This is a genomic window from Neptuniibacter sp. QD34_54, assembly GCF_047778055.1.
Classification (GTDB): Bacteria; Pseudomonadota; Gammaproteobacteria; order Pseudomonadales; family Balneatricaceae; genus Neptuniibacter.
Map to the genome: position 1 here is coordinate 1021447 of NZ_CP180546.1, position 25764 is coordinate 1047210.

The window sequence follows — 25764 nt, forward strand, 5'->3', positions numbered from 1 at the left end:
TTATCCTTGTAGCTCTGATACTTAAAGTAGACGTGGTGTATGAGCCTGGGCTTTTTCGGAAAAAGGAAAAGGGCTATGAACCCTTTAATCCATTGTGTTTTAGTCTTGCTTGATCCTTTAATTTCAAAATAATCGTACGAATTACAACGACTATCAAAATAAATTGGTCTCTGGGGGATAATTCTTTGTATGGTTTAACATGCCTATGCTCTTCTGAATTCCTTGTTTCTCTAACTGCGTTATGGAAATTTTCTTTATCTACAGGCGGTAGAGAGTTGTATAGATTTTTTACAGTCGATTTATCTAATTTGTAAAAAGGGTCATGCGCAAAGTTATTTCTCATTGTGCCGAGAGTTGAGAGCATAGGTTTAAATTCAGGGTTCATTCCTAATATACACAGTAATGTTATTTTGCCAGCATAATCCAATTTGAGACTATTGATATGTTGTGGGGATGGGGCTAGAAGTATTAATACCTCATTTATAAGATACTCGATATGTAAATGTGCTTTAATTACAGAGCCTAATTCATCTTCATTGAAAAGGGCTTGCTCGAATAACTCATTTGTTAATTTCTTGGACATTTTTACAACTTGGTTTCATAAAAGATGAGGTAATAGTTACTAAAATAAGCGAAAAATGCTTTGATCCCTTTAATCTACATTTTATTCATTAATTGTCTTTGATGATGTTGCTAAATTTTCAGATTCTAGAATTTCACTCCAAGCTGCTTTATATTTTTCGACATGATTTTTTTTCATTGTTAAATTTAATAATGTTGCCAGAGCTATAAGAAGACATGACGTGAAAAATATAAGAGATGTTTGACTGTTAGTTTTTACGTTGGAGATTAAAAAAGGAACAATTGATGACATCATTAGTAATAAACCGTAGAGGATAGAGAACGCTACTTGTAGGTTGGTAAAAGGAGTATCGTCTCTAAATTGCATATGGCGCCTTTCCCAGCCAATATCTGAATTTTGCTTCTCATGAAAAATCATAATATATGTTCCCGCCCGTGCAGCGAGTAAATGAAATAAACTAGTGAGTAAGGTTGCTCCAGAAACTAATAGGCATAGCAAACCAGCCAAAATAGCTGGATTAATTGAATCAGGTTTTGAAGCTAGCCAACCTAGCATGGCAGATATAATGGTGGCTGAACTGCCAAATATGACCAATCGTTGTGACCTCATTTGGCGAATATCTTGCCTGAGAGAGTCATATTCCTTTTCTGTGTCTATCATGTTGTCTTTTTTTGATGCTATATGTATATAAAAACTTGCGCGTTAGAGATGCAAGTAAAGTTTATAAAGAGGGGGATGCTATCGAAAGGGGCGAAGCCTTAACAGTTAGCATTCCCTGCTAATAAGAAAATATAGCGATATATAATGGTTATGACACTTGTACTTTGTTACGTACTTTTATCCTTGTCTAACCACTAACATCTAGCCACTTAGATCTTTTCCTCTAGCCACGTAGTGGCGTCCTCTAGCGCAGCGTCCTAAAAGCTGTAGGCGAAGCCGTCCTATCCCCCAACATACCCCAAAGGCATCGCCGTACTATCTACCACTTTACGCATGATAAACGCCGACTTAACCCCAGTTACGCCCTTTATCCGGGTGATTTTGCCGAGCAAAATATCGTGGTAACAGTCCATATCTGCCACAGCCACTTTTAACTGGTAGTCGGCGTCGTGGCCGGTGATCAGGTAGCACTCCATGACTTCCGGTAGGGACTGAATGGTGCGTTCAAACTCTTCAAACCGTTCGGGGATATGTTTATCCATGCTGATATGCAGGATGGCGATAAGGTTTAGATCGATTGCGCGTTCATTTAGACGGACCACACGATCACGAATAACGCCGGATTCTTCTAGCTGCTTTACCCGGCGAGAGCAAGGGGCCGCGGTAAGGCCAACGCGCTCGGCTAGCTCCTGATTAGAAAGGTCGCCGTTTTCCTGTAATTCTCGCAATATTTTTAAGTCGAAGCGGTCTAAATTGACAGTAGATTTCATGGTTTTTGTTTTGTGCGCAATTAATTGTGTATGTTAAGTTTATTTGCTTTTGTTTTGTTGCGCAAATGGCGAAATATAGTTGTTTTTAGATCGGTAATTGCGCATGTACCTCTATAAACTTCTCTTCATCGGTTGAGGGGTAACAAATCACATATCAATCAGTATGTGAGGGGGTAATCATCATGAGTGAGCGCTGCCAGCCTACGAAGGTTTATCGAATCTTTAACTCAAAAACTGATACCACAAGTGTCTACTGAAAAACTTCCCGCTGTCATTGCTTCCCCAAAGGCGCCTGACAGCGGGTTTTGCCGTTTAGGCTTTCTGCTTGAATAAAAATAATGGATTCGCACTATGTTTGATCATCGTAAATATCGTCGTTTTGAAACTGTCCGTTTGGCTGATCGCACCTGGCCAGATCAAGAGATCAATAAAGCACCGGATTGGTGTAGCGTAGATCTGCGCGATGGTAACCAAGCACTGATCAATCCAATGAATGTAGAGCAGAAAACCCGCATGTTTACCCTGTTGGTAAAAATGGGGTTCAAAGAGATTGAAGTCGGTTTCCCATCTGCATCTCAGCCTGACTTTGATTTTGTACGTAAGCTAATTGAAGAAAACCGAATCCCAGAAGACGTCACTATTCAGGTGCTTACCCAAGCACGCGAAGGTTTGATTGAGCGTACCTTTGAGTCCCTTGAAGGCGTGCGTCGCGCCAATGTTCATGTGTATAACTCCACTTCGGTAGTCCAGCGCCAGCAAGTGTTCAACATGAGCAAAGACGAGATCAAAGGCATTGCGGTACAAGGCGCGAAGTGGGTGCGTGATTATGCGGCTAAATACCCTGCGACAGAGTGGGAGTTCCAGTACTCACCAGAAAGTTTTACCGGTACAGAGATGGATTACGCGGTTGAAGTCTGTGATGCCGTCATCGCTGAGTGGAAACCAGAAACAGGGCAGGCGATTGTGATCAATCTACCGGCGACTGTTGAGATGTCCACACCCAATGTTTTTGCCGATCAGGTTGAGTATTTCTGCCGTCACTTAAAACAGCGAGATCAAGTACGTATCAGCTTACATACCCACAATGATCGCGGCTGCGGTGTTGCGGCAGCTGAGTTGGGTGTTATGGCCGGTGCCGATCGTGTTGAAGGTACCTTAATGGGTAACGGTGAGCGTACCGGTAATATGGATATCATCACTATGGGGATGAATCTTTACTCACAGGGTGTCGATCCAGAATTGGATTTCTCGGATATCAAAGAGATTATCGAGGTGGTTGAGTACTGTAACGAACTACCTGTCGCTGCCCGTCACCCGTGGGCGGGTGAGTTGGTTTATACAGCTTTCTCTGGCAGTCATCAGGATGCGATTCGTAAATCGGTTAACTACCACCAAGAGCACAACCAACTGCATTGGGATGTGGCTTACTTGCCAATCGATCCACGTGATATTAACCGTGAATATGAAGCGGTTGTGCGTATTAACAGCCAAAGTGGTAAAGGCGGTGTGGCCTTGGTATTGGAGCGTGATTACGGTATCCAACTACCAAAATGGATGCATATCCCGCTAAGTAAAGTGGTGCAGTCTGCCGCTGAACAGAAGGGTATCGAGATCTCTCCTGAAGTGATTCACCAACTTTATCAACAGCACTTTGTTGCTGTACCAGAGCAATGGCAGCTTGATCGTTACGATCTGCACACTGATAATCAACAGGTTGAAGCTAAATTTAGCGTTGGTAACACCGTATTTAACGGCCAAGGTACCGGAGCTCTAGAAGCGCTAAGCGATGCGCTTGAGAAACAATATGGCTGCTCCATAGAGATCACTCAGTTTGATGAACATGCCATCGCGACCGGCACAGCAGCGCAAGCGCAAGCAGCAATTGCTATGACAGTGAACGGTGTCAGTGCGCAAGGTGTCGCAACTAAGGAAGATACATCTGCTGCAGCGCTGCAAGCAGCGCTAATCGCCTTTAGCCGAATTGCTGATCAGAACGCCGTAAGTGCGGCTTAAAATCGAAGAGAATGTGCAGCTACAGATCTGATCTGTAGCTGTAAAATATCTATCATTTCTTACTAGACTATTTTTTAGAGCGAAGCGGGAAAACCTGCTGTTTTAGCCAACCCTCAGGCACATAGTCGCCAACCACGCCGTAATCCTGCGGCCACTCTTTTTGGCCTTTTACCGCTGTCCCGAAGATATAATCGATAAAGGCAAAGTGTGCTGCGTAGTTTCGATCAATCGCCGCTTTATCCGATGAGTGGTGCCAGTGGTGGAACTGTGGCGTCACGATAATGTACTTCAGCCAGCCAAAGTTGATTTGGGCATTGGTGTGATTGAGTACTGCTTGGAAGCCAACAATAATGATGTAGGCATCCAATACGCTTTTATCAAAACCCAGCACAAATATCGGTGCTAAGACAAAGCAGCGGGTCGCAATCAGTTCACCTATATGTTGGCGCGAGCCTGCCAGCCAATCCATGGTTTTGGCACTGTGGTGGATTGCGTGGAAGCGCCAGAAGAAAGGTACTTCGTGGTATACACGATGTAGAGCGTATTGAACCAGATCAGCGACTAGCATCACTAAGAACAGTTGCACATACCAGTTAATGCCTTGAATCAGTTCTTGTGATCCGCGTTCTACTGCCCAGCCAAATGCACCGGATACAAACTGGTTCGCGACCAGTAGTACAAAACCAACGATGAGATGGTTTACAAAAAAGTGGTGCAGATCGGTTTGCCATTCGGGGCGTAGAATTGCTTGTTTACGATGGGGGATGATCTTCTCGATAAAGATAAAGATCAGGGTGGAGCCGAGCAGATCGAGAATAAACCAGTCCAAGCCTATATAAGGTGTATCGGTTGGGATATCACCCACTTCTACTCGATGACCGCCCAGCGCGATCGCAATCACAATCAAGACCCAAGCCAGCAGTCCTGCGCGTTTATTGGTATTTCGCACAAAGTTAAGCAGGCCTAAGCTACCCGAGATTATCAGCGATACGAACATCACCGTGCGCAGAACGTTGGCGTCATAAGCGGCGCGCAGCTCAGGGGTTGTTAGATACTCAGGGAAGTGAAAGGCACAGACGCCGAGTAGTGAGAGTAGGGCAAGCGTAACGGCGATATAGCCACTGATACGGCCTTCGCCAAAACGTAGTTCGCCGCCTTCTAAGCGTTTGAGTAACATCCGTTGTCCTTACGGTGATCCAATTTAAAGTGCTGGGATTATATACAAGGCAAGCGTTATTCACATCTTGCCCTGCAACATAAGCATTTAGAGAGACTCTATTGCGTTAGCCAAAATAGTGCAGCACTGATCAATCTCCTTTTCAGATAGATTCAGCGCAGGCATAAACCTCAGGGTGCGTTCATTCGGGGCGTTTAGCAGTAGGCCAAGCTCTCTTGCCTTATCCACAAGCTGAGGTGCCGATAGCTCAGCGGTATCTAGAGCGATCAGTAGGCCTTTGCCTCTCACCGAGCCTAGTGAGTATTGCTGAGAAAGCTCAGAGAGTTTTTGGCTGAGTAACTGGCCCATCTGCTCAACATTAGCGAGAAAGCCTTGTTCCAGTACTTTATTCACAACCGCTTGCGAGACGGTGCACATTAGCGGGTTGCCGTTATAAGTACCGCCCTGATCGCCGTATTCAAAACAACTGTGCTCGGCTTTGGTGAGCAACGCTGAAATCGGGACGCCACCGCCTAAGCCTTTACCTAAGGTCATGATGTCCGGTTGGATATTTAAATCTTGGTAGGCGAAGAGGTTACCGGTTCTACCGATGCCGGTTTGCACTTCATCGATGATCAGTAGCAAGTTGTGCTTTTTACACAGGACTTCTAAGCCTTTGACAAACTCGCTATCAGCAGGGATAACACCTGCTTCGCCTTGAACAAGCTCTAGCATGATCGCGACAGTATGTTGATCAATAGCAGCTTCAGCTGAGGCTAAGTCGTTGTAGGGCGCTTTAGTAAAGCCGCTCACTTTCGGTTCGAACAATGGTGCAAAGGTCGCTTTACCGGTGGCGGACATGGTCGCTAAGGTTCTGCCATGAAAACTCTGTTCAAAGGTAATGATCTTAAAAGCACCTTGTTTGTGATTCTGGCCCCACTTTCTTGCCAGTTTTATTGCACCTTCATTGGCTTCTGCACCGCTATTGGCAAAGAAGACCTGATCGAAACTTGAGTTAGCACAAAGGGTCTTGGCCAGCTCAATCATCGGTTGATTAAAAAAGCCAGGGCCAGGGTTTATCAGTTGTTGTGATTGTTCTATTAGTGCTTGCTGGATTAGATCTGGGCTGTGACCGAGGGTATTCACCGCCCAGCCTTGCACCATATCCAGATATTGTTTGCCGTTCTGATCAAACAGGTAGTGCCCTTTACCTTGGGTAAAGCAGAGTTCTGGCCTTGGTGCGATCGGCATTACAAAGCCTTTATCGGTCAGTGAGTTGTTAATGGACACGTCCTGAACGCTTAATTGTGTGGGAGCTACCCCAGTTAAGTAGGTCATTTTTATATCCTTGAGAGAATTTAGAGCAAAAAAAAAGCCGCAGGGGTTACCTGCGGCTTTTTGGGAATTTGGAACGCTTATTAGTTATTTGCGTCGTCGAGATCCAACACCCAAAGAGGCACAGGCAACCGATACGCGGCGTCGCAACGTATTTGTCGTAAGAGTCTGTGTGCTAGGTGTGGTTTTCATAGTGGCTGAGTATGTCAGCCACTTTAGGTTGTGGTCAAGAGGGCTCGATTGAATGCCTTTTAGCAAACCAATAGGTTCGGCAAGATCGAGTGATATTGATCCGCTGAGTTGATCAAGGATTTAGCGGTGAGCGCTTCTACGCCATAAACTTCGGTGGTGACACCGTAACGTTTTTTGATGTGCGCTAACAGCAGATCAAAGTCGCCATCGCCTGAAAGCAAAATCACTTTATCCACATTCGGTGCGGTATCCATAACATCAATAGTAATGCCTACATCCCAATCGCCTTTGGCAGAGCCGTCTTTACGTTGGATGTAAGGTTTGAGTTTTACATCAAAGCCAATGTGGCGCAGTGCATCCTGAAACTTCTTCTGGCCGTCATCTTTACGTTCAATCGCATAAGCGTAAGCGTGAACAATCTCTCCCTGTTTGCTGATCTCTTGCCAGAATTTACGGTAGTTAAACGGGCATCCGAACGCCTGACGGGTGGTGTAATAGATGTTCTGGACGTCTACAAAAATAGCAATGCGAGACACAATAGAGCCTTTGTTATGATTCAAGAATGAGCACTATATCAGACTCGTGTTGAGATATGCTGCTGCAAGCCGCGGAAAAGCTGGAAAAAAGCCCGAGTCTGCACTATCGTTGCAAGAGTTAGTAAAAAAGGTTTTACTGATTGTTACTGGTTGATTATTCGGAGTTTTTTAATGTCTGCTTCAGACGCTGCAAGCCCTCAGAAAACGAATAGAAAAAAGATCGATCTTTCGATTGTTTTTGCCATCTGCGGTGCACTGTTTTCATTGCTTATTTTTCTATTTATGTTTAAGCAGGAGCGTGATGCAGCGATCCAACAGTTTCAGGTTGAAATGACACAGGGAGCAGCATCATTCCAGCAGTCATTAACTCAAAATTCCTACTCCTTAGAAACCTTACAGGCCGTTTATCAGTTAGATCCAACGGTTGATCAAGAGCGACTTGAACAAACGATTAATAGCTTGTTTAGTCGTCATACTTCTTTGAAAGGGATAGCTATTGAAAGTGACTATAGCTCGGTTCGTATAGCTGGCCCTACTACTGATTCTATTTTTAACCTTTCTGAAGTTGTTGAGGCGTTAAGTAGTCTTTCCTCAGAGCAGGTTAAGACACTGACTTTAGATCAAGAAACCTACGTATTGGTTTCTGCTCAAGCTGGCAACGCCCAGCTAGCAGGCGTTATTTCACTTAGCTCTGTGCTGGAGCAAAGCCAACTTCAAAATGCCTTAGGTCAAGTTCAATTCACCCTGCTAGATGCAAACAAGAAGGTAATTCTTGCGCACGATAACTCTTCACTTGCCTTGGATGCGATGCTTTCCAGTTCTGTTCAGCTATTGGATAAGCAATGGACGCTAGATATCACTGCTACTGAAGAACGTATTGCTGCAGGTATGAGTTTCACTCCTGCATTATTTTTGATGACTGGCCTACTGCTTTCATTCTTGGTGGCTTCTTATCTGAAGCGCGTGGGGCGTCATGTTAAAACGTTGCGTACTGAACAAGCGAATTTGACTGAACAGATCGCGGAAACAAGCTGGGCTGACCCATTAACAGGATTGGTTAATAAATTACACTTTGATGAAGCCTTGGATGTTGAATGTCGCCGTGCGGTACGTGAGTTTTCACCACTCACCATGATGTTGTTGAAGATAGATAGTTTTAAAGAATTCAGTGATGAATATGGCGTTGAGGCTGCAGAAGGTATGCTTCAAGAAGTGTCTAGTGTGCTGAAAAACTCTGTGGGTCGTCCAGGCGATATGATCGCGCGTATTGATAATCATCTGTTTGCTTTCATCCTACCTTCCACTAATGAGATGGTGATTCAATTAGCAGAACGTTGCTGTAACACAATTTATGATCACGGCATCCCTCATCAAGCATCGTCGATTGAGAAAGTCGTTACTCTAAGTATCGGTGTGGCAACGATGCAGCCTTCACGTTTGCTTACCCCTGAATATCTTCTTGAATTGTCGAAGCAACAACTGCAAGAAGCTGAAGCTAAAGGCGGTAACCAGTTTCATGCGTTTGTGGATGGTGTCAAAGAGCCCCCTTTAACTTATAACGTATAGGTCGATTGGCCTGATGCGAAATATCGGGCCGGTCAGTCGACGCTGGCTGTCTGAGATCGAAATCTACTCCTTAGCTGATCTAGAACAAGTTGGCCCAATAGTCACTTATAAGATGATTAAGTCTATGCGTGGCGGTAAGGTCAGTATCAATCTGTTGTGGGCGCTGGTTGGGGCTTTAGAAGATATTGATTGTCGTGATCTCTCGCCTGAACGAAAAGCTGAACTTCGTAAACTTCTCAAAGACTCGTAAAGCTCATTGTTAATAGATCCACCTAGCCGAAAAGGATTGATTGATGACTGCTCTAACAACCTTGTACTCTCGATTGCTTAAGGATGCACAAACACAACAGCATCGTCGATTACTGGTGGTGAGTGGTACTCAAAAGTGGTGTTACGAGCAAGCAAGAGAACTAAGTAGCGAAACCCATGGTGAAGCCGAATGGCTGTGGGTCAGTGATCATGCGCCGATTAAAGCTCAGTCTGTGCGCGCCACTCAATGTCATCAGTTATTAGGCCAGTCGCTTTCAGCGGTGATCTTTGATGCTTGGTCGGGTTTTAATCCCAACGCCTTTGGTCAGATCTCCGGTACTTTAAGCGGCGGTGGAGTGATGGTTTTACTCTGCCCCGATCTAGATCATTGGGCCGAGTTTGATGATCCAGAACATCAAAGCTTAGTCGCTCATCCTTATTGTTCTTCCGATGCTGGTCGCAGATTTATCTCGCGTCTAGCGATGATCTTAGAAGATGATGCCTACACGCTGGTGTATAGAGAAGGGCAAGCGCTTGCAGGTGTTGAAGCCGAGCTGCCAAGCTCCGCAGCATTGGCCGATCAGCCAGATGATAATGTGGTGCTGCCGAGTAAAACCAAAGATCAGCAACGAGCGGTTGAGTTGATCCTATCTCAGTTTCGTCGGGGTAGACGCCCTGCAGTGATTACTGCAGACAGAGGGCGTGGGAAATCTGTTGCTTTAGGTATCGCTGCTGCACAGCTATCAGGCCTAGATTTTCAAGATATCTTAGTAACCGCGCCCGAGCAGTCATCGGTAGATGAAGTCTTTAACATGGCCCATCAATTACTGCCTGATTATGACTATCAACTGGGTAAGCTTTGTCACTTAGGTCATTGCATCCGTTACGTGACGCCAGAGCAAGCGTTGCAAGAACAAGGTGAAGGACAGGTGTTGCTGGTGGATGAAGCGGCAGCGATTCCGGTGCCTGTATTAAGTAAGTTACTACAACGTTTCCCTCGTATTGCCTTTGCATCAACTATTCATGGTTATGAAGGCACAGGGCAGGGGTTTGCGGTTCGTTTTAAGCAAGTTCTGGAAAAGCATGCACCCAATGCTAAATCGCTTCATCTGAATCAGCCGATCCGTTGGGCCAGCAATGATCCGCTAGAACAGCTGACCTTTAATCTGCTGTTACTCAATGCTGAGCCTGCTGCGACAGATGATCTAAAGCGTACTTACCAGTCTATTGCCGACTGCCAGATAGAGAAGTTAGATCGTGATCAACTCGCGGAAGATTATCAGACCTTAACGCAGTTGTTTGGTTTGTTAGTGTTGGCTCACTATCGTACATCACCCGGTGATTTAAGGGTGTTATTAGATAGCCCCAACCTACATATCTGGCTAATGAAGGTCGATGGTCAAGTAGCTGGTGCTGCGCTGGTCGCCGAAGAAGGCCCTTTGCCGGAAGAGTTGGTCGATGATATCTGGTCGGGTAAACGTCGCCCTCGTGGCCATCTGTTACCGCAAACACTGGTAGGGCAAGAAGGTGCAAAGGGCGCAGCTTTGCTCAAGGCGGGTCGGATTATGCGTATAGCGATTCACCCCGCCCTACAGCATAAAGGTTTAGGTCGAGCGCTGTTATCCACTGTATCTGACAGTGCGAAGTCTGCAGGTTGGGATTACTTGGGTGCCAGCTTTGCAGCTAGTGCAGAGCTAATCAGTTTTTGGCAGCACTGTGGTTTTGAAACCGTACGTATGGGCTCTACTCGAGACAGTGTCAGCGGTTGTCACGCTGCGTTGGTTCTATTGCCTTTAACAGAGCAGGGGCAGAGCCTTGAAAAGCAGCTGAGACAGCGCTTTATTGAGCAACTCAATTATCGCTTGAGTGATGACTTGGTTGATCTAGACCTGCCTGTAGTGTGTCGATTGTTGCAGCATGGTGGTTATCTTCCCGAGTTAACCGCCCATGACCAATCTGATCTGATCGCATTTGCTGTGCATAACCGTAATTACGAAGGTTGTGCTTTTGCTATCCACAAGCTGCTTTTACAGTTTTTGGATCAGGTGGAAGATAAGCAGCTGGAAATGTTGCTCGAAAATGAAGAATTTACCCTGCTAATCGAGCGGAATCTACAGCAAAAAAGCTGGGAACAGCTGGAAGTTAGAGGGCAGGGGCGTAAACAGATGATGCGCCAACTGAAGTCGATTACGGCGTTGTTGTTAGAAAAAGTTTATTAGCTAATCTCGTTAGAAACTTTCATAACGAACTTAGGCGCGGGTTAGCGCCTAAGTGTGAGTGTGTTTCCTTTCTGAATGATCTCAAGGTATTTCATAAAGCTCATACCGAGTAGTACCGTTTCACCATCCATGTGTGGATTAATATGCCCACGAACGTTTTGCATGCTAATCCCACCAAGGGTGACGGTATTCAGCTCAGTGTTGTACACATCAATCACGCCATTAGCGGTATCTACCTGACGCTTTAACCCAGGCCTAAGGCCAATGCGGTCGGCTACTTCTTGCGGCACGCTGATATTGGTCGCGCCGGTATCCAATAGAAAGATAACCGGTTGGCCGTTGATCTCTCCCGGTGCAACGTAGTGTCCCGCTCTGTTTTGCTGCAGTACCACTTCGTTACTGCCGCTGGTGACGAGATTACGATTGGGATTGTATTTGTCGTTTACCTGCTCTTCAAAGAACAGCCACAACATTCCTAAAAACAGGACCCATGCGACGGCCCACATTCCTTGGCCAATACGTTTTGGTGTGTGTTGAGATTCCATCCAGCCCCACAAGAATTAATCGATGTTAATTTATTGTAAGGAACTCGCTTGCAGAATAGAACCTCGATTCATTCAATCCTTAAACTGTGCATCAACTCAGTTGTTGTAGATGGTCTCGAGTTAGTTGGATCTGTTGATCAATCGCTTGGGTGAGATGACTAAAATAAACCCGTGGTTCGATCTTGATTACTTCGGGTTCAAGGATCTCTTGGGTGACCAATTGGTCGATATCATGAACGGTAGGATCACAAAGCTCATTTTCACGCATATTTACCAAGAGATACTGTAATTGAACTCTCACAGCAGCAGGGCAGTGACCAAGATTGGCAGCTTTATTTCCTAAACCACGCAAACGCGCGAGAGACTCTGCGAAATGGGGACGGCGGAGTAAGTTTTGCCATAGCTCTTCACCATTATGGTCATTATTACTCGCAGTGAGAGAACAGATATCTGCGATAACGGTTAGCTCGTGGAGCAGTTTTTCGATTAGTTCACAGTGCTCCATAAAGCTGCCTGCGGGCTCTGCTTCAATCTGCTTCCACTTGGTAAACTGCAGATTAACTCGCTTAACATTGCCGCCGTAGCTTTTATCAAGCAGTGGCCGCCATAGCGAGTTGATCTCATTACTTAGCTGTCGCTGTTGTGCTTGGTTTGTGCTATCTAAATTTGCACAGATGCCGCGGTGGCGCTGTAGGCTCTGGATTAGATTCAACAGCGCGCTTAGCTGTTCAATTCCGCGTAGTGTCTTTTCGCGACGTTTTTTGCGCAATTTTCTTCTTTTAAACCAGCTAGCTAAACCAATTAGGACGAAAAGAAACAGTACAAGGCTAATCTCGATCATGATGTCACCTCCTTAGTGGCTGCTTTAAGCGCAAGTGTTTCTAGATAGCCGGTGAGCTCCGTAAGGGAATGCGCTTGTTCACTGTGGTGCTGAAGAATGTTGCCTATATCGGTAAGCTTTTCACTTAACTCGTTACTGGCAGAGGCATGTTCGTCGATGGAGAAGTTAACCTCCTGAATGAGTTCAAGGCTACGCTCGCTACCAGATTCGATCTGCTGCAGGAGGTCATGCATCTCTTCACAAGTATGTGAGCCGGTTTGTAGCTCTTGCTCGCTTCGGTTCATGCTTTCAGTGACTTCATTTACACGTGCAAGCATGGAGTTAACCAGAAGGGTGATATCACCTGTCGCTTTTTCAGTATTACCGGCTAACTGGCGTACCTCATCTGCGACAACGGCGAAGCCTCGTCCTGCTTCACCTGCTCGTGCAGCCTCAATCGCTGCGTTCAGTGCCAATAAGTTGGTTTGTGCTGCAACTTCTTCGATTGTACTAACGAAAGATTGAATCGCTTCAGCTTCTTCAGATAGCTGGGAAATCTTGGTGCAGGTATCAGTAAACTGATTACGAACACCACTGATCGCGTGGCTCAAATCAGAGGCTTGCTGAGTTCCTTTATTACATAAGGTCTGCGAGTCTTCGGCACTGTTTTGAGTGTTATGCACATGATCTCTGATCAGTTGGACGGTTTGGCTCATCTCTTCTGATGCACTGGCAACTGTTAAGAGCTGATTTTGCTGTTCTGATGCGGCATTTGCGGTGTGCTTAGCTAAGTTCTCTAATTCATGAGTAGAGAACTTCATCTCGTTGCACAGCTGATCGGTTAAGGTATTCAGTTCTTCGTAATCGCGGGCAAAACCATAGAGGTTTTGTGCTGCGTCTCTAAGCGGCTTGTCTGAACTGGTATGTCGTGTACGGAACTGCATCTGCTTTTGTGAGAATGCTTCGATTACTAGAGAAAGGTTATGCCAGCGACGTTGGCTCAACAGAATATAGCTGAGCTGAAAGTAGCTAAGTGGGATTAATAACCAAAGTGCTTCTATATAGCCGGTTACCAATGTGGCGATTGTCAGCAACCAACCCAACAACAGTAAAATGCCTGAAGTGAGTAATGAACAGCGGCTCAATACGCTGTAGCCAAATGTTAGTAGCAGCATCTTAGTGCTCCCCATCAAAATCTATTATCTGGGTATTTAGCAAAACTTAAGCCAGATATTTCATGGGGTTACTCTAATGCCCGATATTGTTGTGTTAGAGAGAGGTGGCTAATTTTAAAACGCACGGATTTAATTCGTCTTTGTGCACTGCGACAGTGCGAGGGCTTTATTCTGGAGCGTTATCTATTAATCGAAATTGTCTAAAAGAGTTTTAATTTCTTTCGGCTTAAATTGTCATAGCGATGTAGAATAACAGTCATAATTGGGCTTTATGCTAAAAGAAAAGAGAGGGTTTATGCACATTTGGGTTGATGCCGATGCCTGTCCAAAGGTTATCAAAGAGATTTTGTTTCGGGCTGCCGAACGTAAACAGGTGCCTGTAACGCTGGTGGCTAATCAATTCCTAAGTACACCGCCTTCACCGTTGATCAATGCAGTGCAAGTACCGCAGGGCTTTGATGTAGCGGACAATCATATCGTTGCCAAAATGGAAGAGGGTGATCTGGTGGTAACGCAAGATATCCCATTGGCTTCAGAAGTGATTGATAACAAGGGTGTGGCAATAAATCCTCGCGGCGAACTTTATACTCCGGAAAATATTCGTCAGCGGTTATCTATGCGTGATTTTATGGAGACCCTGCGAAGCTCGGGTGTAGAGACTGGTGGACCGTCTGCTTTTAGTCAGGCTGATCGCCAAGCGTTTGCGAATTCTCTGGACCGTTTTTTAGCAAAAAATCTGAAAAAGTAATTTTTTGTGCGCCGCACAAAAAAAGTTCTTGACTAAAAAACGTACAAGATTTATCTTTGCTGTAAATGGATTGCTGCACCGCAGCAACGGAAACTTTTGGAGACAAAACTATGTACGCTGCTAACAACCCTTTCGCTGATTTCATGAAGCCTGAACTACTATCTAACGAAATCGCTGAGCTATTCAAGCCAGTTCAGTCTCTAGTAGACGTTAACACTAAGACTGTTGAAACTTTGGTTGCTCTTCAGAAAGCATACGTTGAAGAACTAGCTAACGCTTCTGTTGAACAGTTCAAAACTCTATGCGAGTGCAAAGACCCTAAAGCTGCTCTAGACCTACAGGTTCAGTTCTACAAGTCTGTTGAAGCTAAAACTGCTGAAACTGCAGAGAAAAGCGTTGCAGCTATGACTGTTGCTAAAGATGCTTACGTTGCTACAGTTGAAGAGTCTGCTAAAAAAGCGACTGAAATGGCTGAAGAAACTGCTAAAAAAGTTGCTGATCTTAAAGTAGCTTAATTTCAGTTTCATACTGAATAATAAAAAGCCGATGTAGAGAAGGGCATCGGCTTTTTTGTGTCTGCGATTTAGCGTTTTAAATTAAACCTCAATCACGACATCCGTTTCTGGAGTGCAACTACACGCCAGAACCACGCCTCGAGCTTTCTCATCTTCAGATAGCGGAATTTCCGATTGGCGATGTGCATGACCAGACACTAAGGTCACTTTGCACGCGCCACATACACCCGCACGACAGCCGGAAGGAATCATGATTCCTTGATCTTCAGCTTGCTCTAGCAATGTGGTTTGGCTATCGCCGGCAAATGAAATTTCGCCAAAGGTTAGCAGAACACTGTGCTTTTCTGCTTCTGGATCAACACCGGGAGGTGCACCAAAGCTCTCTTCAAACCACTGTTGCTCCGCTAGACCTAGTTGGCGGCAGTAAGTTTTAGCATGATCCATAAAGCCCTCAGGGCCACAGCACATCACCGTACGTTCTGGCAGATCCGGAATTAGCTCAATGAGCTGTTTGCGGCTAATACGGCCTTTAATGCCTTGCCAATCGTCATCTGGTTGGCTCAAGCTAAAGATGATCTTTAGGTTCGGGTTTTGGCGTTCTAGCCAAAGGAGCTCGTCTTCACAGATGAGATCTGCTTCGGTTCTAGCTTGGTGGTAAAACACTACATCGCGTTGGCTGTTTCGATCGGTTAGTTCGCGTGCAATCGAAAGCATAGGAGTGATACCGCTGCCAGCTGATAGCAGTAGTAGTGGTTTATTACCTGTATTGCCTTCGTGGAACTCACCTTGTGGAGCGAGGGCAGGTAACTTATCCCCAACCTGTAAATTATCATGGAGCCAATTGGAGGCGATGCCATCGGTTACGCGCTTAACCGTGATTGCGATATCAGCGCTTCTAGAAGGTGAAGAAGATACGGTATAACAGCGGGTGACTGTCTCACCGTTGATCGGCAACATTAAGGTTAGAAACTGACCTGCGATATAATCTGTTGATAGGCCCTGTGGTACTGCAAAGCGGAAGGTCACTACGTCGCGTGTTTCATCAATGCGGCGGATACATTCTAGATCGACCTGCTGAGTCGCGGCCCAAGTTTCTTGGCTATTGCTGTCGTTAGTGTCTCTAATAACGGGCGCATTATCGGGGTATTGAGCAGGCTGTTTAACCTCTAATACCTCAACCGTATCGCCTTGCTTAATCTGGCCTTCGTTAAGAGGCACAAGGTTTTGGCCAAAATAGACTTCGTTATCCTCACCTTTACGGTAGTTAGCCAAGGTTTTAATTGGTTCACCCGCAGGTACTGGCTGTCCAGTTTTGGGATCGATAGTCGTTAGTACGCAACGAGAGCAATCTTTAACGATCTCAAACTCTACTTCACCAATACGGATGCGCTTCCAGCTATCCTCGGCGAAAGCTTCGCACCCTTTTACAACAAGGTTGGTACGGAAGTGATCCATATTTACTTGTGTGGAAGCGCGGCTATTCAGATCAGCCAATGAAGCTTCAGAGATCACAAGTAGAGGATAACCATCGGCAAAAGCGACGGGCTTATCGGGTCTACGAGAGGTTACGCGTTCTGATTGTTCGCCAAAATAAAGAAGCTGGCATTCACGGCCCAGTTTTTCGCTGAACCATTCATCTAGCCATTCACCACAATGTTGAGCGTTGATCTCGGTTCCCCAAACACGTACCTGACGGTAGTTTTGGAAAAAGTCAGGATAGCGCAAGCTTAAGTGATCGCCATCAGGCGCAATCACCTCTAAACCATCTTCACGTAAAACCGTTTCGAAAAGCAGCATCGATGGCACTTGGCGAGCAGAAAGTAGTTCGCCTTCCGGATCGCTCAACATAAAGCGTCGGTCAAAAGACAGTCCGCTCTCAGTTACAAAAGCGTCCGACAAACTAATGCCGCCTAATGATTTTATGGGGAAAGTATTAATACCACTGAGTTGAATATCTGACACGTCGTCGGCCCTTAAGAGGATTAGTAGGGTAGGCGGCTAGAGATAGAATCTAAACGAACTCTAAAGTTGTTACCTTCCTGATCTTCGGCAATCAGAAACTCCCCTTCAGAAGTATATTCCAGATCAAGAAAGCGTAAGCGCTGACTAAATGCGGTATCATCTTCTTTCCATTCAACAAGATGGATAGCGTTGCGCATACAGGCTAACTCGTAGCCGTCATGAATTTCGCAATTGATAGGTTGATACGCTTGCTTGTCAGCCATGGCCTAAACCCACTATTTATTATTTTCTACAGAATACTGTTTGCTCACTGGAAATAACAGGCTGTTAAGGGGAAAGCATTGGATCTGGATAAACGTCATCTACTTAAACTGGCTAATATGAAGATGCCATTTGGTAAGTATCAAGGACGAGTACTACTCGATCTACCCGAAGAGTACCTGCTTTGGTTCGCCAAGAAAGGTTTTCCAAAGGGGGAGCTGGGCTCGTTGTTAGAGTTGATGCTAGAGATTCGTATTAACGGTTTAGAATCGGTATTACAGCCTTTACGAAATACTCGTTATTCTTAATTCGCTTGCTTTACATTTAATCACCCCAACGATCCATCCCAACATAGCTTTGAGCGACTATTATTTAGACAACCTCAATAGGCTTAAGGATGGATTCATGCTTAAACGACTATCATCTCTTCTAATCGCATGTTGGATAGCACTATTCAGCTTTAATGCTTACTCAGCCTCCAAAGCTGAAATCAACGCTAAAAGCACAGAAGCTTTACAAAAGTTTTATCAACACAGCTCGGCTGGACAAAGCTTAGTCCAGCAAGCCAAAGGGGTTTTAGTTTTCCCCGAGGTTTATAAAGCGGGTATAGGCATCGGTGGTGAATATGGTGAAGGAAAGCTTTTAGAAAAAGGTAAAACAACCGGTTATTACACCATTGCTGCGGCATCGATTGGGTTTCAGTTAGGTGCTCAAATTAAGTCAGAGATTATCCTGTTTATGACTGATGCAGCTTTAAAGCAATTTAAGCGGAGTGATGGTTGGGAAGCCGGTGTAGATGGCAGTGTTGCCGTCGTAACAGTAGGTGCGGGTGGCGAAATTGATACCAGCACGATTAAAGATCCAATCATTGGTTTTATTTTTTCTAATAAAGGCTTGATGTATAACTTATCCCTTGAAGGATCAAAGATCAGTAGGAAGAGATGATGAAGAAACTATTTCTAGCACTATGTATGAGTGGTTTAGCTTTGAATGCTTACGCTGCCAAGCCTGAGTGGGCGGGCCAAGGCGCAGATAAGCATCAAGCTAAAAAAGAGGCCAAGCAAGCGGCTAAAAACTACAAAAACAAAGATAAGGATACCGAAGAAGAGCAATCCATCGTAAGTGATACGAAGTCTATTCTGGATGATCTCTTTTCTGACAAAGAGAAAGAGACCATCAAAGATTATTACAATGAAAATGCCAAATCAGGAACAGGTAAATACAAAGGCAAGATGAAGGAGCTGCCTAAAGGTTTGCAGAAAAAGTTAGAACGTGGCGGTGAACTCCCTCCAGGTTGGCAAAAGAAAGTAGCCCGTGGAGAAGTGTTGGATAAAGACTTACGAGATAATGCTGAATATCTGCCTGACGATCTTCTTTCTCGTTTACCCAAAGGTGATGCGGCGACTGAGATTATCAAACTCAAAGATAAAGTCATTAAAGTGGGCAAAGGTGAAGGCACAGTAGTCGACATCATCGATATTGCTGATATCCTAACGGGCGGCAGTGCTAAGTAAACACTGTTCGACCTGAGTGATATGAGTAGATAAAGAATGACCCCAGCGATCAATGCAGCTAAAAAAGCCAAAGTAGCCTATCAAGTTCATGAATATGAGCACGATCCTAGTGCTGAATCCTACGGCGAAGAAGCTGCGCAAGCGCTGGGTTTAGATCCTGCCCAAGTTTTCAAAACCCTCCTAGTCGCCATCGGTGGCGACAACAAAAAACTCGCTGTCGGTGTTGTACCTGTGTCAGGTCAGCTAGATCTAAAAGCAATTGCTACGGCGTTAAAGGCAAAAAAAGTTACTATGGCAAACCCGCAAGATGCAGAACGTGCAACGGGTTATGTAGTGGGGGGCATCAGTCCACTAGGCCAAAAGAAACGACTACCGCTTATTTTGGACGAAAGTGCTGGCAACTTTGAAACCATTTGTATGAGCGCAGGCCGTCGTGGTTTAGAGATCGAGATGTCAGCAGAGGATCTGCTCAAACTAACGTCAGGAAAAATGGCAGCTATTGGGCGCTAAGAAAATTTTTGATTCCCTAGTTATACAATCCAAAACACGACTTACCCGTATACATAAGTAATCATTTCTGATGTATATGGAGTATCAAGTTGACTGTTCAAAACTTTCTTTTCCGCTTATTTCTTATTGGCCCTCTATTTTTAACGGGGTGCTCCTCTATCAATATCGAGGCGTACAAGGATAAGGATCCTGAGTTAGTTTTAGAGGAGTTCTTTGATGGTGATCTTACTGCCCATGGCGTAGTAAAGGATTGGTCAGGAAAAGTCATTCGCCATTTCAATGCCGACATCAAAGCTTATTGGCGAGAGGGTGTTGGTGTATTGGAAGAAGATTTTGTTTTTGATGATGGTGAAAAGCAACGCCGGGTTTGGACGCTGACACCTGATGGTTCGGGAAACTACATTGCCGAGGCTAATGATGTGGTTGGGCCAGCAAATGCTCTGGTCAGTGGCAATGCGTTGTTTATGCAATATGTTCTTAGAGCGCCTTATAAAGATGGCACTATCGATCTGACCATAGATGACAGAATGTATCTGGTATCACCGTCAGTAATTGTGAACGAGTCAAAGATGAAGAAATTTGGTATTTCGGTTGGGCAGGTGCTGCTAACGATTGTTAAAAAATAGGTTGATGTAGGTTTTTACGTTGAAGGTACCGGGGCGATTACATAATGCTTGCCCCGATACTTATGGAATTTATTGCAATAATCCAGTTACCAATACAGTTCTACTTTTTAAGGTACGCAGGTGAAATTTCTTCTGAACGGTGAGTAAATTTCCCTTCTGTACACACAGCTAAGGCACTATTAAATCGTTCTAAAAAGCCCGGATTGTGTCTTAGGAAATGATGGCCAAAATAGACACCTAAATTGTGGCTGTGAATTACTTTCCTTTTGGTCATCGCTCTCTGTTTGTCAGTCATCGCATGATCCATCGCTTGCTCATTCATCAAAAACGCATCTATACGTTTATGTATAAGCATGGACAGCAGTTGTTCACTATTCGTCGGCGGGTTTCCGGTAACTTTATAGCCATTGCTTTGCAGCCAGCTGTGCATGTTTGATCCCAAAAAGCTGGTGGTCACAGCGTTCTGTTTAAATTCTTCAGATTCAGGATCTAGAGGTGAATCTTTGAGTTGGAAGAACGTCCAGTTCTGGGTTTCTATAGCACCTGAATGGGTTGCATAACTATCGCGGCTTTTTTTATGGGATGCTGAAAAGAAACCGTCTGCTTTACCTTGTTTTGTAAGCAGTTTTGCTCGATTGAAAGGCCTTGCGTGTATTGCAACCTTTTCGGGCATCGCTTCAAAAGCACAACGGATATTCTCTACTGACGTTCCGGTTATTTTGCCATCAACTATTTCCGTATAAGGAGGGTAGGGCATCGTCAATAAATGCACTGAATCGGAATCGAATTTTTCACCCTCAACCGTGTCCATGTTTATATCATCTTGTGCTAAGGCTGGAAGGCTTAATGTGCAGATTAATAAACACGTTTTAACTCGCATATACATACCTATCTATTCGATATGACTACTGACCAGATAAAGGCTGAAACTGAATTAAGTCGCTAACTGCCTCTATGTGGATTCAGTAATAAAATATAGTTGAGAATTTTGAGGTTTGTAGGAATTGGAGGACTTCTTCGGCGCAATCAAATCTTTGAGGGTTAAACCAGAAATTACTGACTTTTTACATGGTCGGGCATCTACGTTATTTTGAAGGCCGCTTTTTAAAATAGCCCAAAGGAAAGGGATAGATGAACAAGCCTGTGAATAAAATAGAGTCGGACAAGTTTTGGGATCGCGTTGCTGCAAAGTATTCGCAAAAAGCCGTTCCCAATGAAGCGATGTATCAAAAGAAATTAAAGGAAACGCAAAGTTACTTTTCTGCTGATATGCGTGTGGTTGAGTTTGGCTGTGGTACAGGTACGACTGCTATCCATCATGCGCCATTTGTTGGTCATATTGATGCCATAGATATCTCCGAAAATATGTTGGAAATTGGGCGAGAAAGAGCGCAAGAAGCAGGTGTAGGGAATGTCGATTTTCATCTAGGGACATTACATGATTTCAATGCTGAGACTGAAAGCGTTGATGCGGTTTTGGGCTTAAATGTGATTCATTTGATTCCCAACTGGCAAGCGGTGATTGCAGAGGTCGCTAGAATCTTAAAACCCGGTGGCGTTTTTGTGAGTAGTACCGGTTGTTTGGGTGGTTCTTACATGCGCTTTCTTAAACTGATTGTGCCAGTGGGGAAGTGTTTTGGGCTAATGCCCGATCTATTCGTGATCACAGAAGATGAATTGGCCGATGAGATTAAAGCCGCTGGCTTTAGCATTGAGAGCCAATGGCATTATGGCCATAAAGATATGGAAGTGTTTATCATCGCACGTAAGAATGCTCTTTAATCTCTTAATCAAAGAGCATTCTTTGTCTGTTTAAGCTTTGTAATCCGCAGCTTCTAAACCATGTTTTTTCAATAGCTTGTAGAGGTCGGTACGATTTCTTCCCGCTATTTTTGCCGCTTGAGAAACATTGCCTTCGGTAATCTGTAATACCTTTCTGAGATAGCGCTTTTCAAAATCAGCGCGGGCGTCGTTAAAGTTCTGGATCACCTGATCCTGATTGACCAAAGCTCGATTAACGGCGCTATCAGATATGACTGGCGTAGTGCTTAAAGCCGTTACCTTCTCGATAACATTCTCTAATTGACGGACATTACCGGGCCAAGCCGATTGAGCTAGAACCTGAAGCGCATCTGAGGAGATATTCTTTACCTTGGGGTTATGCTTCGCTGCTGCTTGCTCAACAAAGTGGCGAGCCAATGGCGGAATATCTTCAGGTCGTTCAGCAAGCGGTGGTAAATGAAGATTCACCACATTAAGGCGGTAGAAAAGATCCTCTCGGAACTGTTGCTCTTGCATTGCCACTTCCAGATCGCGGTGGGTGGCAGAGATGACACGCACATCGACAGGAATTGTGTCGGTAGAACCCACTGGTCGGATTTGTCTTTCCTGTAGAACGCGTAACAATTTAACTTGAAGAGATAGCGGCATATCGCCAATCTCATCCAGAAACAAAGTTCCGCCGTTGGCTGCTTGGAAAAGACCTTCGTGCTTGCTGACAGCTCCAGTGAATGCGCCTTTGGCGTGACCGAACAGTTCGGACTCCAAAAGTTGCTCTGGTAGCGCACCACAGTTAATCGCAATAAACGGTTTTTTATGGCGTGGACTTGCTTGATGGATAGCGTTGGCTAATAGCTCTTTACCACTACCGCTTGGGCCTGTAACGAGCACACTCACATCGGAGCCTGCGATCTGTTCTGTTTCCTGAAGCAAGCTCTCCATAATTGGGCTGCGACAGATAATATTTTTGCGCCATGTACTATCGGATCGACTTGTACCCGCAAGGGCTGAATTAATTGTTTCTAACAGCTGGTCTCTATCGATAGGTTTGGTGAGAAAGCCAAAAACGCCTTGTTGAGTTGCCGTTACTGCTTCTGGGATTGAGCCATGAGCCGTAATGATGATGACTGGCAGCTGCGGATAGCGTTGTTGCAGTTGTTGGAAAAGGGCAAGGCCGTCCATACCTTCCATACGAAGGTCAGTGATGACCAGGTCGATCTGATCATCAAGAATCTCAAGTGCTTGTTCAGCGCTCTCTGCACAACTAATTTTAAATCCGCTGGCCTCTAAGCGCATTGAAAGTAGTTTTAGTAGAGATGCATCATCATCTACCAATAAAACGTGAGGGGTCATTCTTGTACCTCACGCTCATTGTTTAGATCGGTTTCAATCTGGGTGAGGGCATCGATTTTAACTTGCAGGTTTCGATTCTCTTCTAACAAATTATCCTGCTCCGCTCGCATCCATAACAACGCGGTTGCGAACTGGTTACGAATATCTAGGTAACGATCCCCAGGGCAGGATGGGTGAGGGTAGAGCACAATTTTAGAGAAATTACGTTTGGCTTGCTGTAATTGCTCTGTTGAAGAAAGCGGTGTTGATAAAAGTAGAGCTAATAGGGCGCTGTCTTTACTGCGAATAGCTCGCTGCATGATGTTGCTGCGCTGATCAGGCTTTTGTAGAAAGCGGCTTTCAATGCCTTGTAACTGATCAAGTCGTGTTTCGTTGATACGACAGATTGGTTTCTCTGTTACTTCTGGTTCAGGCATAGGTGACTTTGTCGGTACAAATTCACACCCTTGTAGAAACAGTAACAAGATGAGTGGAGCGTATTTAATCATGGGTATTAAGCTCTTTAACTGGCAGGCTGACGCGGAAGCTGACAAAGCTATCCTGATTGCGATGTAAAGTGACGTGGGCACCTAATGAGTCAGCGGCATCTCTAACAATACTCAATCCGATACCGGAGCCTTTAACAGGTCCAATGCGTCGATTTTGGCCTTGGTAGAACGGTGTAAATAGGTGTGGAATATCTTCATCAGGAATAATGGGGCCGTCGTTACCCACTTCTATAACCAGATAGTCTGCCTGTACGTTGGTGCTAACCAGCAAGCGACCACTGGAGCTTCCATAGAGGGCCGCGTTTGATATCAGGTTGCCGATAATACGGATAAGCATTGCTCGGTCAGTAAACCATTCGATATCTTCTTGTGGCAGCTGTACCTGCATCTTCTTTTGTTCGAGCAATAGCTTATAAGGTTCAATCGCTTCGTTAATAACCGGCAATACATGTACTTGATGGAAGTTAACCGGTTCATTCTGATTTAATCGGCTGTAGTCCAAGAGTTGCTCAATCAAAGACTGCAATTGACGAGAGTTAGTCTGTAGTAGATTAGCCACTTCAAGCTGGCTGGTATTAAGATCGCCAATAATCTGCTCTGCTAGAAGGTCAGATCCTTCACGTAGCGTGGTCAAAGGCGTTTTTAATTCGTGTGACATATGGCGTAAAAAACGCTGTTTCTCGTTTTCTACTTCGGCTAGTTGCTCTGTTAGCCAATCAAGCTGTCGGTCTAACTCAACCAACTCAGCTGGTCCGCCGACTTTGGCACCAGTATATTCTTCGCCGGTACCTAATGCTTGTAAGCGCGCGGCGATCCGGTTAACTGGACGGATAATTTTAAAACTGAAAAATAGGATTAACAGGGCTTCTAATCCGAGAAGAACAATCGCCAAGGTACTTAATTTAGTCTGTGTTGTCTGCGCGGTTTCGTTAAGCGCTTGTAAGCGTTGATCTAAGACTAAGTCGATTTGTTCGTTAATCACACGGGTGAGGCTTAGTAATGAATTGGCTTCAATTGGGTGAGCGCGCTCAATGCCTTCGAGTAATTCAGTGATCTCGTTTGCTTTTTTCTGCTCATTAAGCAGGAAGCTATGGATGACCAGCGCTTGTCTGTATTCCGACAAATACTGATTTAAACGTTCTTGAATTTCAGGCTTAGCTAGAATCTGGTATTGCCTTGCCGAGCGGGTGATATCTTCGGCTAATCGTTCGAGTTGTTGGCCTCTACGCGTAACCTCTAAAGCTTGTTGCGCGAGCACACGGCCCTGCGCCGACTGTTCTACAAGAGCATCAGTAGCGTAAAAAATGAGGATGCCGAAAGGTGTTACGACAACCAAAAAGGATAGAAGTACCAGCTGCTTCAATGAGCTGAGTCGCCAAGGTTGGCGAGTCGATTTGGTCATTAAACAATCATAGTTAAACAAGTGTATGAGTATTATCCATCAATTACGCCTTAATTGGGTAGTCTCCATTATCTGTGGATAGACGGATTAAGGGGGAGGGGTGGCCGGGATCATCCTGATCACCGGCCATGTTAAAACAGAGCTGGCGGCTATGTTGTGGACATGGATGCTCTGAATCAACTTGTTACCTGTTGGTACTCGACTAACTGAGCTGAGGCTGTCTCGGAATCAGTGGGGCTAGTCTTATACCAACAAGTGAACCCTTTAAACGAATAGCTTCTTAGAAGCTACGTAAGACGTTGTCGCCTTAACTTGTAGTTGAGAGAACTCATCTGGGCTAAGAAAACCATCTTTGTTGGCATCAATTTTATTGAAGCCTTTTACCAGCGCTGGAGAAACCTGCGCTTCCTGAGGGCTAACTTTGCCATCTTTGTTTTCATCTAGTTTTTCGAAAATGCTTGTTGCCTTTGGTGCTTCTTGAGTCATCACTTCAGGTTGTACGTCCTTAACAACTTCAGCAGGTTTTGTTTCTTCAGCAAAAGCAATTGTAGAAACACAAAGCATGGACGCTAGAGTAAGTGCTGCAGATTTCATATTTTTCTCCTTAACGAAATAGATCGGGTAATAACAAAAAATTTAAATTCGCTAGGGATATATCAAGTGGTGTGCCACTTTTTAAAAGTTCATATAAAACAGATAGTTATAATATTTATTCTGGGTTTTGTATTTTGGCAGTTAAAAAAGGGACCAAAAAGGAGTGATAACTGTCGCCAATAAGAGACAGTGG

Annotated in this window: 28 protein-coding genes; 12 read left to right on the forward strand and 16 right to left on the reverse strand. The window is 44.8% G+C overall.

The window, feature by feature from the left end; translation table 11 throughout:
- Window positions 1-73: 73 nt before the first annotated feature.
- The 3 genes from ACMXYP_RS04430 to ACMXYP_RS04440 all read right to left on the reverse strand — a co-directional run bounded on the left by ACMXYP_RS04430 (window position 74) and on the right by ACMXYP_RS04440 (window position 2013).
- Complete coding sequence (locus ACMXYP_RS04430) at window positions 74-583, reverse strand: hypothetical protein (protein WP_415883805.1); 510 nt, start codon at window positions 581-583, stop codon at window positions 74-76.
- Window positions 584-664: 81 nt separating this feature from the next.
- Complete coding sequence (locus tag ACMXYP_RS04435; RefSeq protein ID WP_415883806.1) at window positions 665-1243, reverse strand: hypothetical protein; 579 nt, start codon at window positions 1241-1243, stop codon at window positions 665-667.
- Window positions 1244-1524: 281 nt separating this feature from the next.
- Window positions 1525-2013 (reverse strand): Lrp/AsnC family transcriptional regulator, encoded by a 489-nt coding sequence (locus tag ACMXYP_RS04440; protein WP_415883807.1) that lies wholly within the window; start codon window positions 2011-2013, stop codon window positions 1525-1527.
- 351 nt (window positions 2014-2364) lie between these two features.
- Here ACMXYP_RS04440 and leuA point away from each other — a divergent pair, with 351 nt between their 5' ends.
- On the forward strand, window positions 2365-4026 hold the full coding sequence (leuA, locus tag ACMXYP_RS04445; RefSeq protein WP_415883808.1) for a 2-isopropylmalate synthase: 1662 nt from the start codon (window positions 2365-2367) through the stop codon (window positions 4024-4026).
- Window positions 4027-4093: 67 nt separating this feature from the next.
- On the opposite strand, the gene ACMXYP_RS04450 is transcribed toward leuA, so the two are convergent.
- From ACMXYP_RS04450 to ACMXYP_RS04460, 3 genes are all read right to left on the reverse strand, one after another.
- Window positions 4094-5203, reverse strand: a complete 1110-nt coding sequence (locus ACMXYP_RS04450) for a sterol desaturase family protein (protein ID WP_415883809.1) — start codon at window positions 5201-5203, stop codon at window positions 4094-4096.
- Between the two features lie 87 nt (window positions 5204-5290).
- Window positions 5291-6520 carry an acetylornithine transaminase gene (locus ACMXYP_RS04455; protein WP_415883810.1) on the reverse strand — a complete coding sequence of 410 codons (1230 nt, stop codon included), beginning with the start codon at window positions 6518-6520 and terminating at the stop codon, window positions 5291-5293.
- A 248-nt stretch (window positions 6521-6768) separates the two neighbouring features.
- Window positions 6769-7245, reverse strand: a complete 477-nt coding sequence (locus tag ACMXYP_RS04460; RefSeq protein ID WP_415883811.1) for an NYN domain-containing protein — start codon at window positions 7243-7245, stop codon at window positions 6769-6771.
- A gap of 171 nt (window positions 7246-7416) precedes the next feature.
- Between ACMXYP_RS04460 and ACMXYP_RS04465 the strand changes: the two genes are divergently transcribed.
- Genes ACMXYP_RS04465 through ACMXYP_RS04475 form a run of 3 tightly spaced genes read left to right on the forward strand, consistent with a single transcriptional unit; the run spans window position 7417 to window position 11279 of the window.
- Window positions 7417-8811 (forward strand): GGDEF domain-containing protein, encoded by a 1395-nt coding sequence (locus ACMXYP_RS04465; RefSeq protein WP_415883812.1) that lies wholly within the window; start codon window positions 7417-7419, stop codon window positions 8809-8811.
- Between the two features lie 13 nt (window positions 8812-8824).
- Window positions 8825-9061: a TfoX/Sxy family DNA transformation protein gene (locus ACMXYP_RS04470; protein WP_415883813.1), complete on the forward strand. Its 237-nt coding sequence runs from the start codon at window positions 8825-8827 to the stop codon at window positions 9059-9061.
- A gap of 43 nt (window positions 9062-9104) precedes the next feature.
- Entirely contained in the window at window positions 9105-11279 is a 2175-nt protein-coding gene (locus tag ACMXYP_RS04475) for a tRNA(Met) cytidine acetyltransferase TmcA (protein ID WP_415883814.1), read from the forward strand.
- Between the two features lie 41 nt (window positions 11280-11320).
- On the opposite strand, the gene ACMXYP_RS04480 is transcribed toward ACMXYP_RS04475, so the two are convergent.
- The 3 genes from ACMXYP_RS04480 to ACMXYP_RS04490 form a co-directional block, all read right to left on the reverse strand.
- Window positions 11321-11824 (reverse strand): TIGR02281 family clan AA aspartic protease, encoded by a 504-nt coding sequence (locus tag ACMXYP_RS04480; protein WP_415883815.1) that lies wholly within the window; start codon window positions 11822-11824, stop codon window positions 11321-11323.
- Window positions 11825-11915: 91 nt separating this feature from the next.
- The gene (locus tag ACMXYP_RS04485; RefSeq protein WP_415883816.1) at window positions 11916-12665 is read right to left on the reverse strand and encodes a hypothetical protein; all 750 of its coding nucleotides are present in this window, start codon (window positions 12663-12665) and stop codon (window positions 11916-11918) included.
- Complete coding sequence (locus ACMXYP_RS04490; RefSeq protein WP_415883817.1) at window positions 12662-13819, reverse strand: methyl-accepting chemotaxis protein; 1158 nt, start codon at window positions 13817-13819, stop codon at window positions 12662-12664. The genes ACMXYP_RS04485 and ACMXYP_RS04490 overlap by 4 nt, the downstream gene beginning before the upstream one ends.
- 295 nt (window positions 13820-14114) lie before the next feature.
- Here ACMXYP_RS04490 and ACMXYP_RS04495 point away from each other — a divergent pair, with 295 nt between their 5' ends.
- Entirely contained in the window at window positions 14115-14567 is a 453-nt protein-coding gene (locus ACMXYP_RS04495) for a YaiI/YqxD family protein (protein WP_415883818.1), read from the forward strand.
- A gap of 110 nt (window positions 14568-14677) precedes the next feature.
- Window positions 14678-15082: a phasin family protein gene (locus ACMXYP_RS04500; protein WP_415883819.1), complete on the forward strand. Its 405-nt coding sequence runs from the start codon at window positions 14678-14680 to the stop codon at window positions 15080-15082.
- 81 nt (window positions 15083-15163) lie between these two features.
- Here the strand turns inward: ACMXYP_RS04500 and ACMXYP_RS04505 are convergent, their stop codons facing one another.
- Both ACMXYP_RS04505 and ACMXYP_RS04510 read right to left on the reverse strand, forming a co-directional pair.
- A complete protein-coding gene (locus ACMXYP_RS04505) occupies window positions 15164-17044 on the reverse strand; it encodes an MOSC N-terminal beta barrel domain-containing protein (protein ID WP_415883820.1) in 1881 nt (626 codons plus the stop codon).
- A 20-nt stretch (window positions 17045-17064) separates the two neighbouring features.
- Window positions 17065-17307 carry a Rho-binding antiterminator gene (locus ACMXYP_RS04510; RefSeq protein WP_415883821.1) on the reverse strand — a complete coding sequence of 81 codons (243 nt, stop codon included), beginning with the start codon at window positions 17305-17307 and terminating at the stop codon, window positions 17065-17067.
- A 78-nt stretch (window positions 17308-17385) separates the two neighbouring features.
- On the opposite strand from ACMXYP_RS04510, the gene ACMXYP_RS04515 reads away from it, so the two are divergent.
- The 5 genes from ACMXYP_RS04515 (at window position 17386) to ACMXYP_RS04535 (ending at window position 19955) form a co-directional block, all read left to right on the forward strand.
- A complete protein-coding gene (locus ACMXYP_RS04515) occupies window positions 17386-17613 on the forward strand; it encodes a DUF3820 family protein (protein ID WP_415883822.1) in 228 nt (75 codons plus the stop codon).
- 97 nt (window positions 17614-17710) lie between these two features.
- Window positions 17711-18250 carry a YSC84-related protein gene (locus tag ACMXYP_RS04520; protein ID WP_415883823.1) on the forward strand — a complete coding sequence of 180 codons (540 nt, stop codon included), beginning with the start codon at window positions 17711-17713 and terminating at the stop codon, window positions 18248-18250.
- A complete protein-coding gene (locus tag ACMXYP_RS04525) occupies window positions 18250-18819 on the forward strand; it encodes a hypothetical protein (RefSeq protein WP_415883824.1) in 570 nt (189 codons plus the stop codon). Before ACMXYP_RS04520 ends, ACMXYP_RS04525 begins: the two co-directional genes overlap by 1 nt.
- Window positions 18820-18855: 36 nt before the next feature.
- Window positions 18856-19329 (forward strand): Cys-tRNA(Pro) deacylase, encoded by a 474-nt coding sequence (gene ybaK, locus ACMXYP_RS04530; RefSeq protein WP_415883825.1) that lies wholly within the window; start codon window positions 18856-18858, stop codon window positions 19327-19329.
- A gap of 89 nt (window positions 19330-19418) precedes the next feature.
- Complete coding sequence (locus ACMXYP_RS04535; RefSeq protein ID WP_415883826.1) at window positions 19419-19955, forward strand: DUF3833 domain-containing protein; 537 nt, start codon at window positions 19419-19421, stop codon at window positions 19953-19955.
- Between the two features lie 100 nt (window positions 19956-20055).
- Here ACMXYP_RS04535 and ACMXYP_RS04540 read toward each other — a convergent pair whose 3' ends face one another.
- Entirely contained in the window at window positions 20056-20835 is a 780-nt protein-coding gene (locus tag ACMXYP_RS04540; RefSeq protein WP_415883827.1) for a hypothetical protein, read from the reverse strand.
- Between the two features lie 251 nt (window positions 20836-21086).
- Here ACMXYP_RS04540 and ACMXYP_RS04545 point away from each other — a divergent pair, with 251 nt between their 5' ends.
- Complete coding sequence (locus tag ACMXYP_RS04545; protein WP_415883828.1) at window positions 21087-21737, forward strand: class I SAM-dependent methyltransferase; 651 nt, start codon at window positions 21087-21089, stop codon at window positions 21735-21737.
- 30 nt (window positions 21738-21767) lie between these two features.
- Here ACMXYP_RS04545 and ACMXYP_RS04550 read toward each other — a convergent pair whose 3' ends face one another.
- From ACMXYP_RS04550 to ACMXYP_RS04565, 4 genes are all read right to left on the reverse strand, one after another.
- The gene (locus ACMXYP_RS04550) at window positions 21768-23087 is read right to left on the reverse strand and encodes a sigma 54-interacting transcriptional regulator (protein WP_415883829.1); all 1320 of its coding nucleotides are present in this window, start codon (window positions 23085-23087) and stop codon (window positions 21768-21770) included.
- Window positions 23084-23575, reverse strand: a complete 492-nt coding sequence (locus ACMXYP_RS04555; RefSeq protein ID WP_415883830.1) for a hypothetical protein — start codon at window positions 23573-23575, stop codon at window positions 23084-23086. Before ACMXYP_RS04555 ends, ACMXYP_RS04550 begins: the two co-directional genes overlap by 4 nt.
- Window positions 23568-24977 carry a sensor histidine kinase gene (locus tag ACMXYP_RS04560; RefSeq protein ID WP_415883831.1) on the reverse strand — a complete coding sequence of 470 codons (1410 nt, stop codon included), beginning with the start codon at window positions 24975-24977 and terminating at the stop codon, window positions 23568-23570. Before ACMXYP_RS04560 ends, ACMXYP_RS04555 begins: the two co-directional genes overlap by 8 nt.
- A 264-nt stretch (window positions 24978-25241) precedes the next feature.
- Window positions 25242-25571, reverse strand: a complete 330-nt coding sequence (locus tag ACMXYP_RS04565; protein WP_415883832.1) for a hypothetical protein — start codon at window positions 25569-25571, stop codon at window positions 25242-25244.
- Between the last annotated feature and the right edge of the window lie 193 nt (window positions 25572-25764).

Coding starts and splice junctions, on each gene's coding strand:
- ACMXYP_RS04540 (WP_415883827.1), bottom strand. CDS start 20,835: ATGCGAGTTAAAACGTGTTTATTAATCTGCACATTAAGCCTTCCAGCC.
- ACMXYP_RS04475 (WP_415883814.1), top strand. CDS start 9,105: ATGACTGCTCTAACAACCTTGTACTCTCGATTGCTTAAGGATGCACAA.
- ACMXYP_RS04525 (WP_415883824.1), top strand. CDS start 18,250: ATGAAGAAACTATTTCTAGCACTATGTATGAGTGGTTTAGCTTTGAAT.
- ACMXYP_RS04510 (WP_415883821.1), bottom strand. CDS start 17,307: ATGGCTGACAAGCAAGCGTATCAACCTATCAATTGCGAAATTCATGAC.
- ACMXYP_RS04550 (WP_415883829.1), bottom strand. CDS start 23,087: ATGACCCCTCACGTTTTATTGGTAGATGATGATGCATCTCTACTAAAA.
- ACMXYP_RS04545 (WP_415883828.1), top strand. CDS start 21,087: ATGAACAAGCCTGTGAATAAAATAGAGTCGGACAAGTTTTGGGATCGC.
- ACMXYP_RS04565 (WP_415883832.1), bottom strand. CDS start 25,571: ATGAAATCTGCAGCACTTACTCTAGCGTCCATGCTTTGTGTTTCTACA.
- ACMXYP_RS04490 (WP_415883817.1), bottom strand. CDS start 13,819: ATGCTGCTACTAACATTTGGCTACAGCGTATTGAGCCGCTGTTCATTA.
- ACMXYP_RS04495 (WP_415883818.1), top strand. CDS start 14,115: ATGCACATTTGGGTTGATGCCGATGCCTGTCCAAAGGTTATCAAAGAG.
- ACMXYP_RS04500 (WP_415883819.1), top strand. CDS start 14,678: ATGTACGCTGCTAACAACCCTTTCGCTGATTTCATGAAGCCTGAACTA.
- ACMXYP_RS04435 (WP_415883806.1), bottom strand. CDS start 1,243: ATGATAGACACAGAAAAGGAATATGACTCTCTCAGGCAAGATATTCGC.
- ACMXYP_RS04455 (WP_415883810.1), bottom strand. CDS start 6,520: ATGACCTACTTAACTGGGGTAGCTCCCACACAATTAAGCGTTCAGGAC.
- ACMXYP_RS04470 (WP_415883813.1), top strand. CDS start 8,825: ATGCGAAATATCGGGCCGGTCAGTCGACGCTGGCTGTCTGAGATCGAA.
- ACMXYP_RS04450 (WP_415883809.1), bottom strand. CDS start 5,203: ATGTTACTCAAACGCTTAGAAGGCGGCGAACTACGTTTTGGCGAAGGC.
- ACMXYP_RS04465 (WP_415883812.1), top strand. CDS start 7,417: ATGTCTGCTTCAGACGCTGCAAGCCCTCAGAAAACGAATAGAAAAAAG.
- ACMXYP_RS04480 (WP_415883815.1), bottom strand. CDS start 11,824: ATGGAATCTCAACACACACCAAAACGTATTGGCCAAGGAATGTGGGCC.
- ACMXYP_RS04520 (WP_415883823.1), top strand. CDS start 17,711: ATGCTTAAACGACTATCATCTCTTCTAATCGCATGTTGGATAGCACTA.
- ACMXYP_RS04555 (WP_415883830.1), bottom strand. CDS start 23,575: ATGATTAAATACGCTCCACTCATCTTGTTACTGTTTCTACAAGGGTGT.
- ACMXYP_RS04560 (WP_415883831.1), bottom strand. CDS start 24,977: ATGACCAAATCGACTCGCCAACCTTGGCGACTCAGCTCATTGAAGCAG.
- ACMXYP_RS04430 (WP_415883805.1), bottom strand. CDS start 583: ATGTCCAAGAAATTAACAAATGAGTTATTCGAGCAAGCCCTTTTCAAT.
- ACMXYP_RS04440 (WP_415883807.1), bottom strand. CDS start 2,013: ATGAAATCTACTGTCAATTTAGACCGCTTCGACTTAAAAATATTGCGA.
- ybaK (WP_415883825.1), top strand. CDS start 18,856: ATGACCCCAGCGATCAATGCAGCTAAAAAAGCCAAAGTAGCCTATCAA.
- ACMXYP_RS04485 (WP_415883816.1), bottom strand. CDS start 12,665: ATGATCGAGATTAGCCTTGTACTGTTTCTTTTCGTCCTAATTGGTTTA.
- leuA (WP_415883808.1), top strand. CDS start 2,365: ATGTTTGATCATCGTAAATATCGTCGTTTTGAAACTGTCCGTTTGGCT.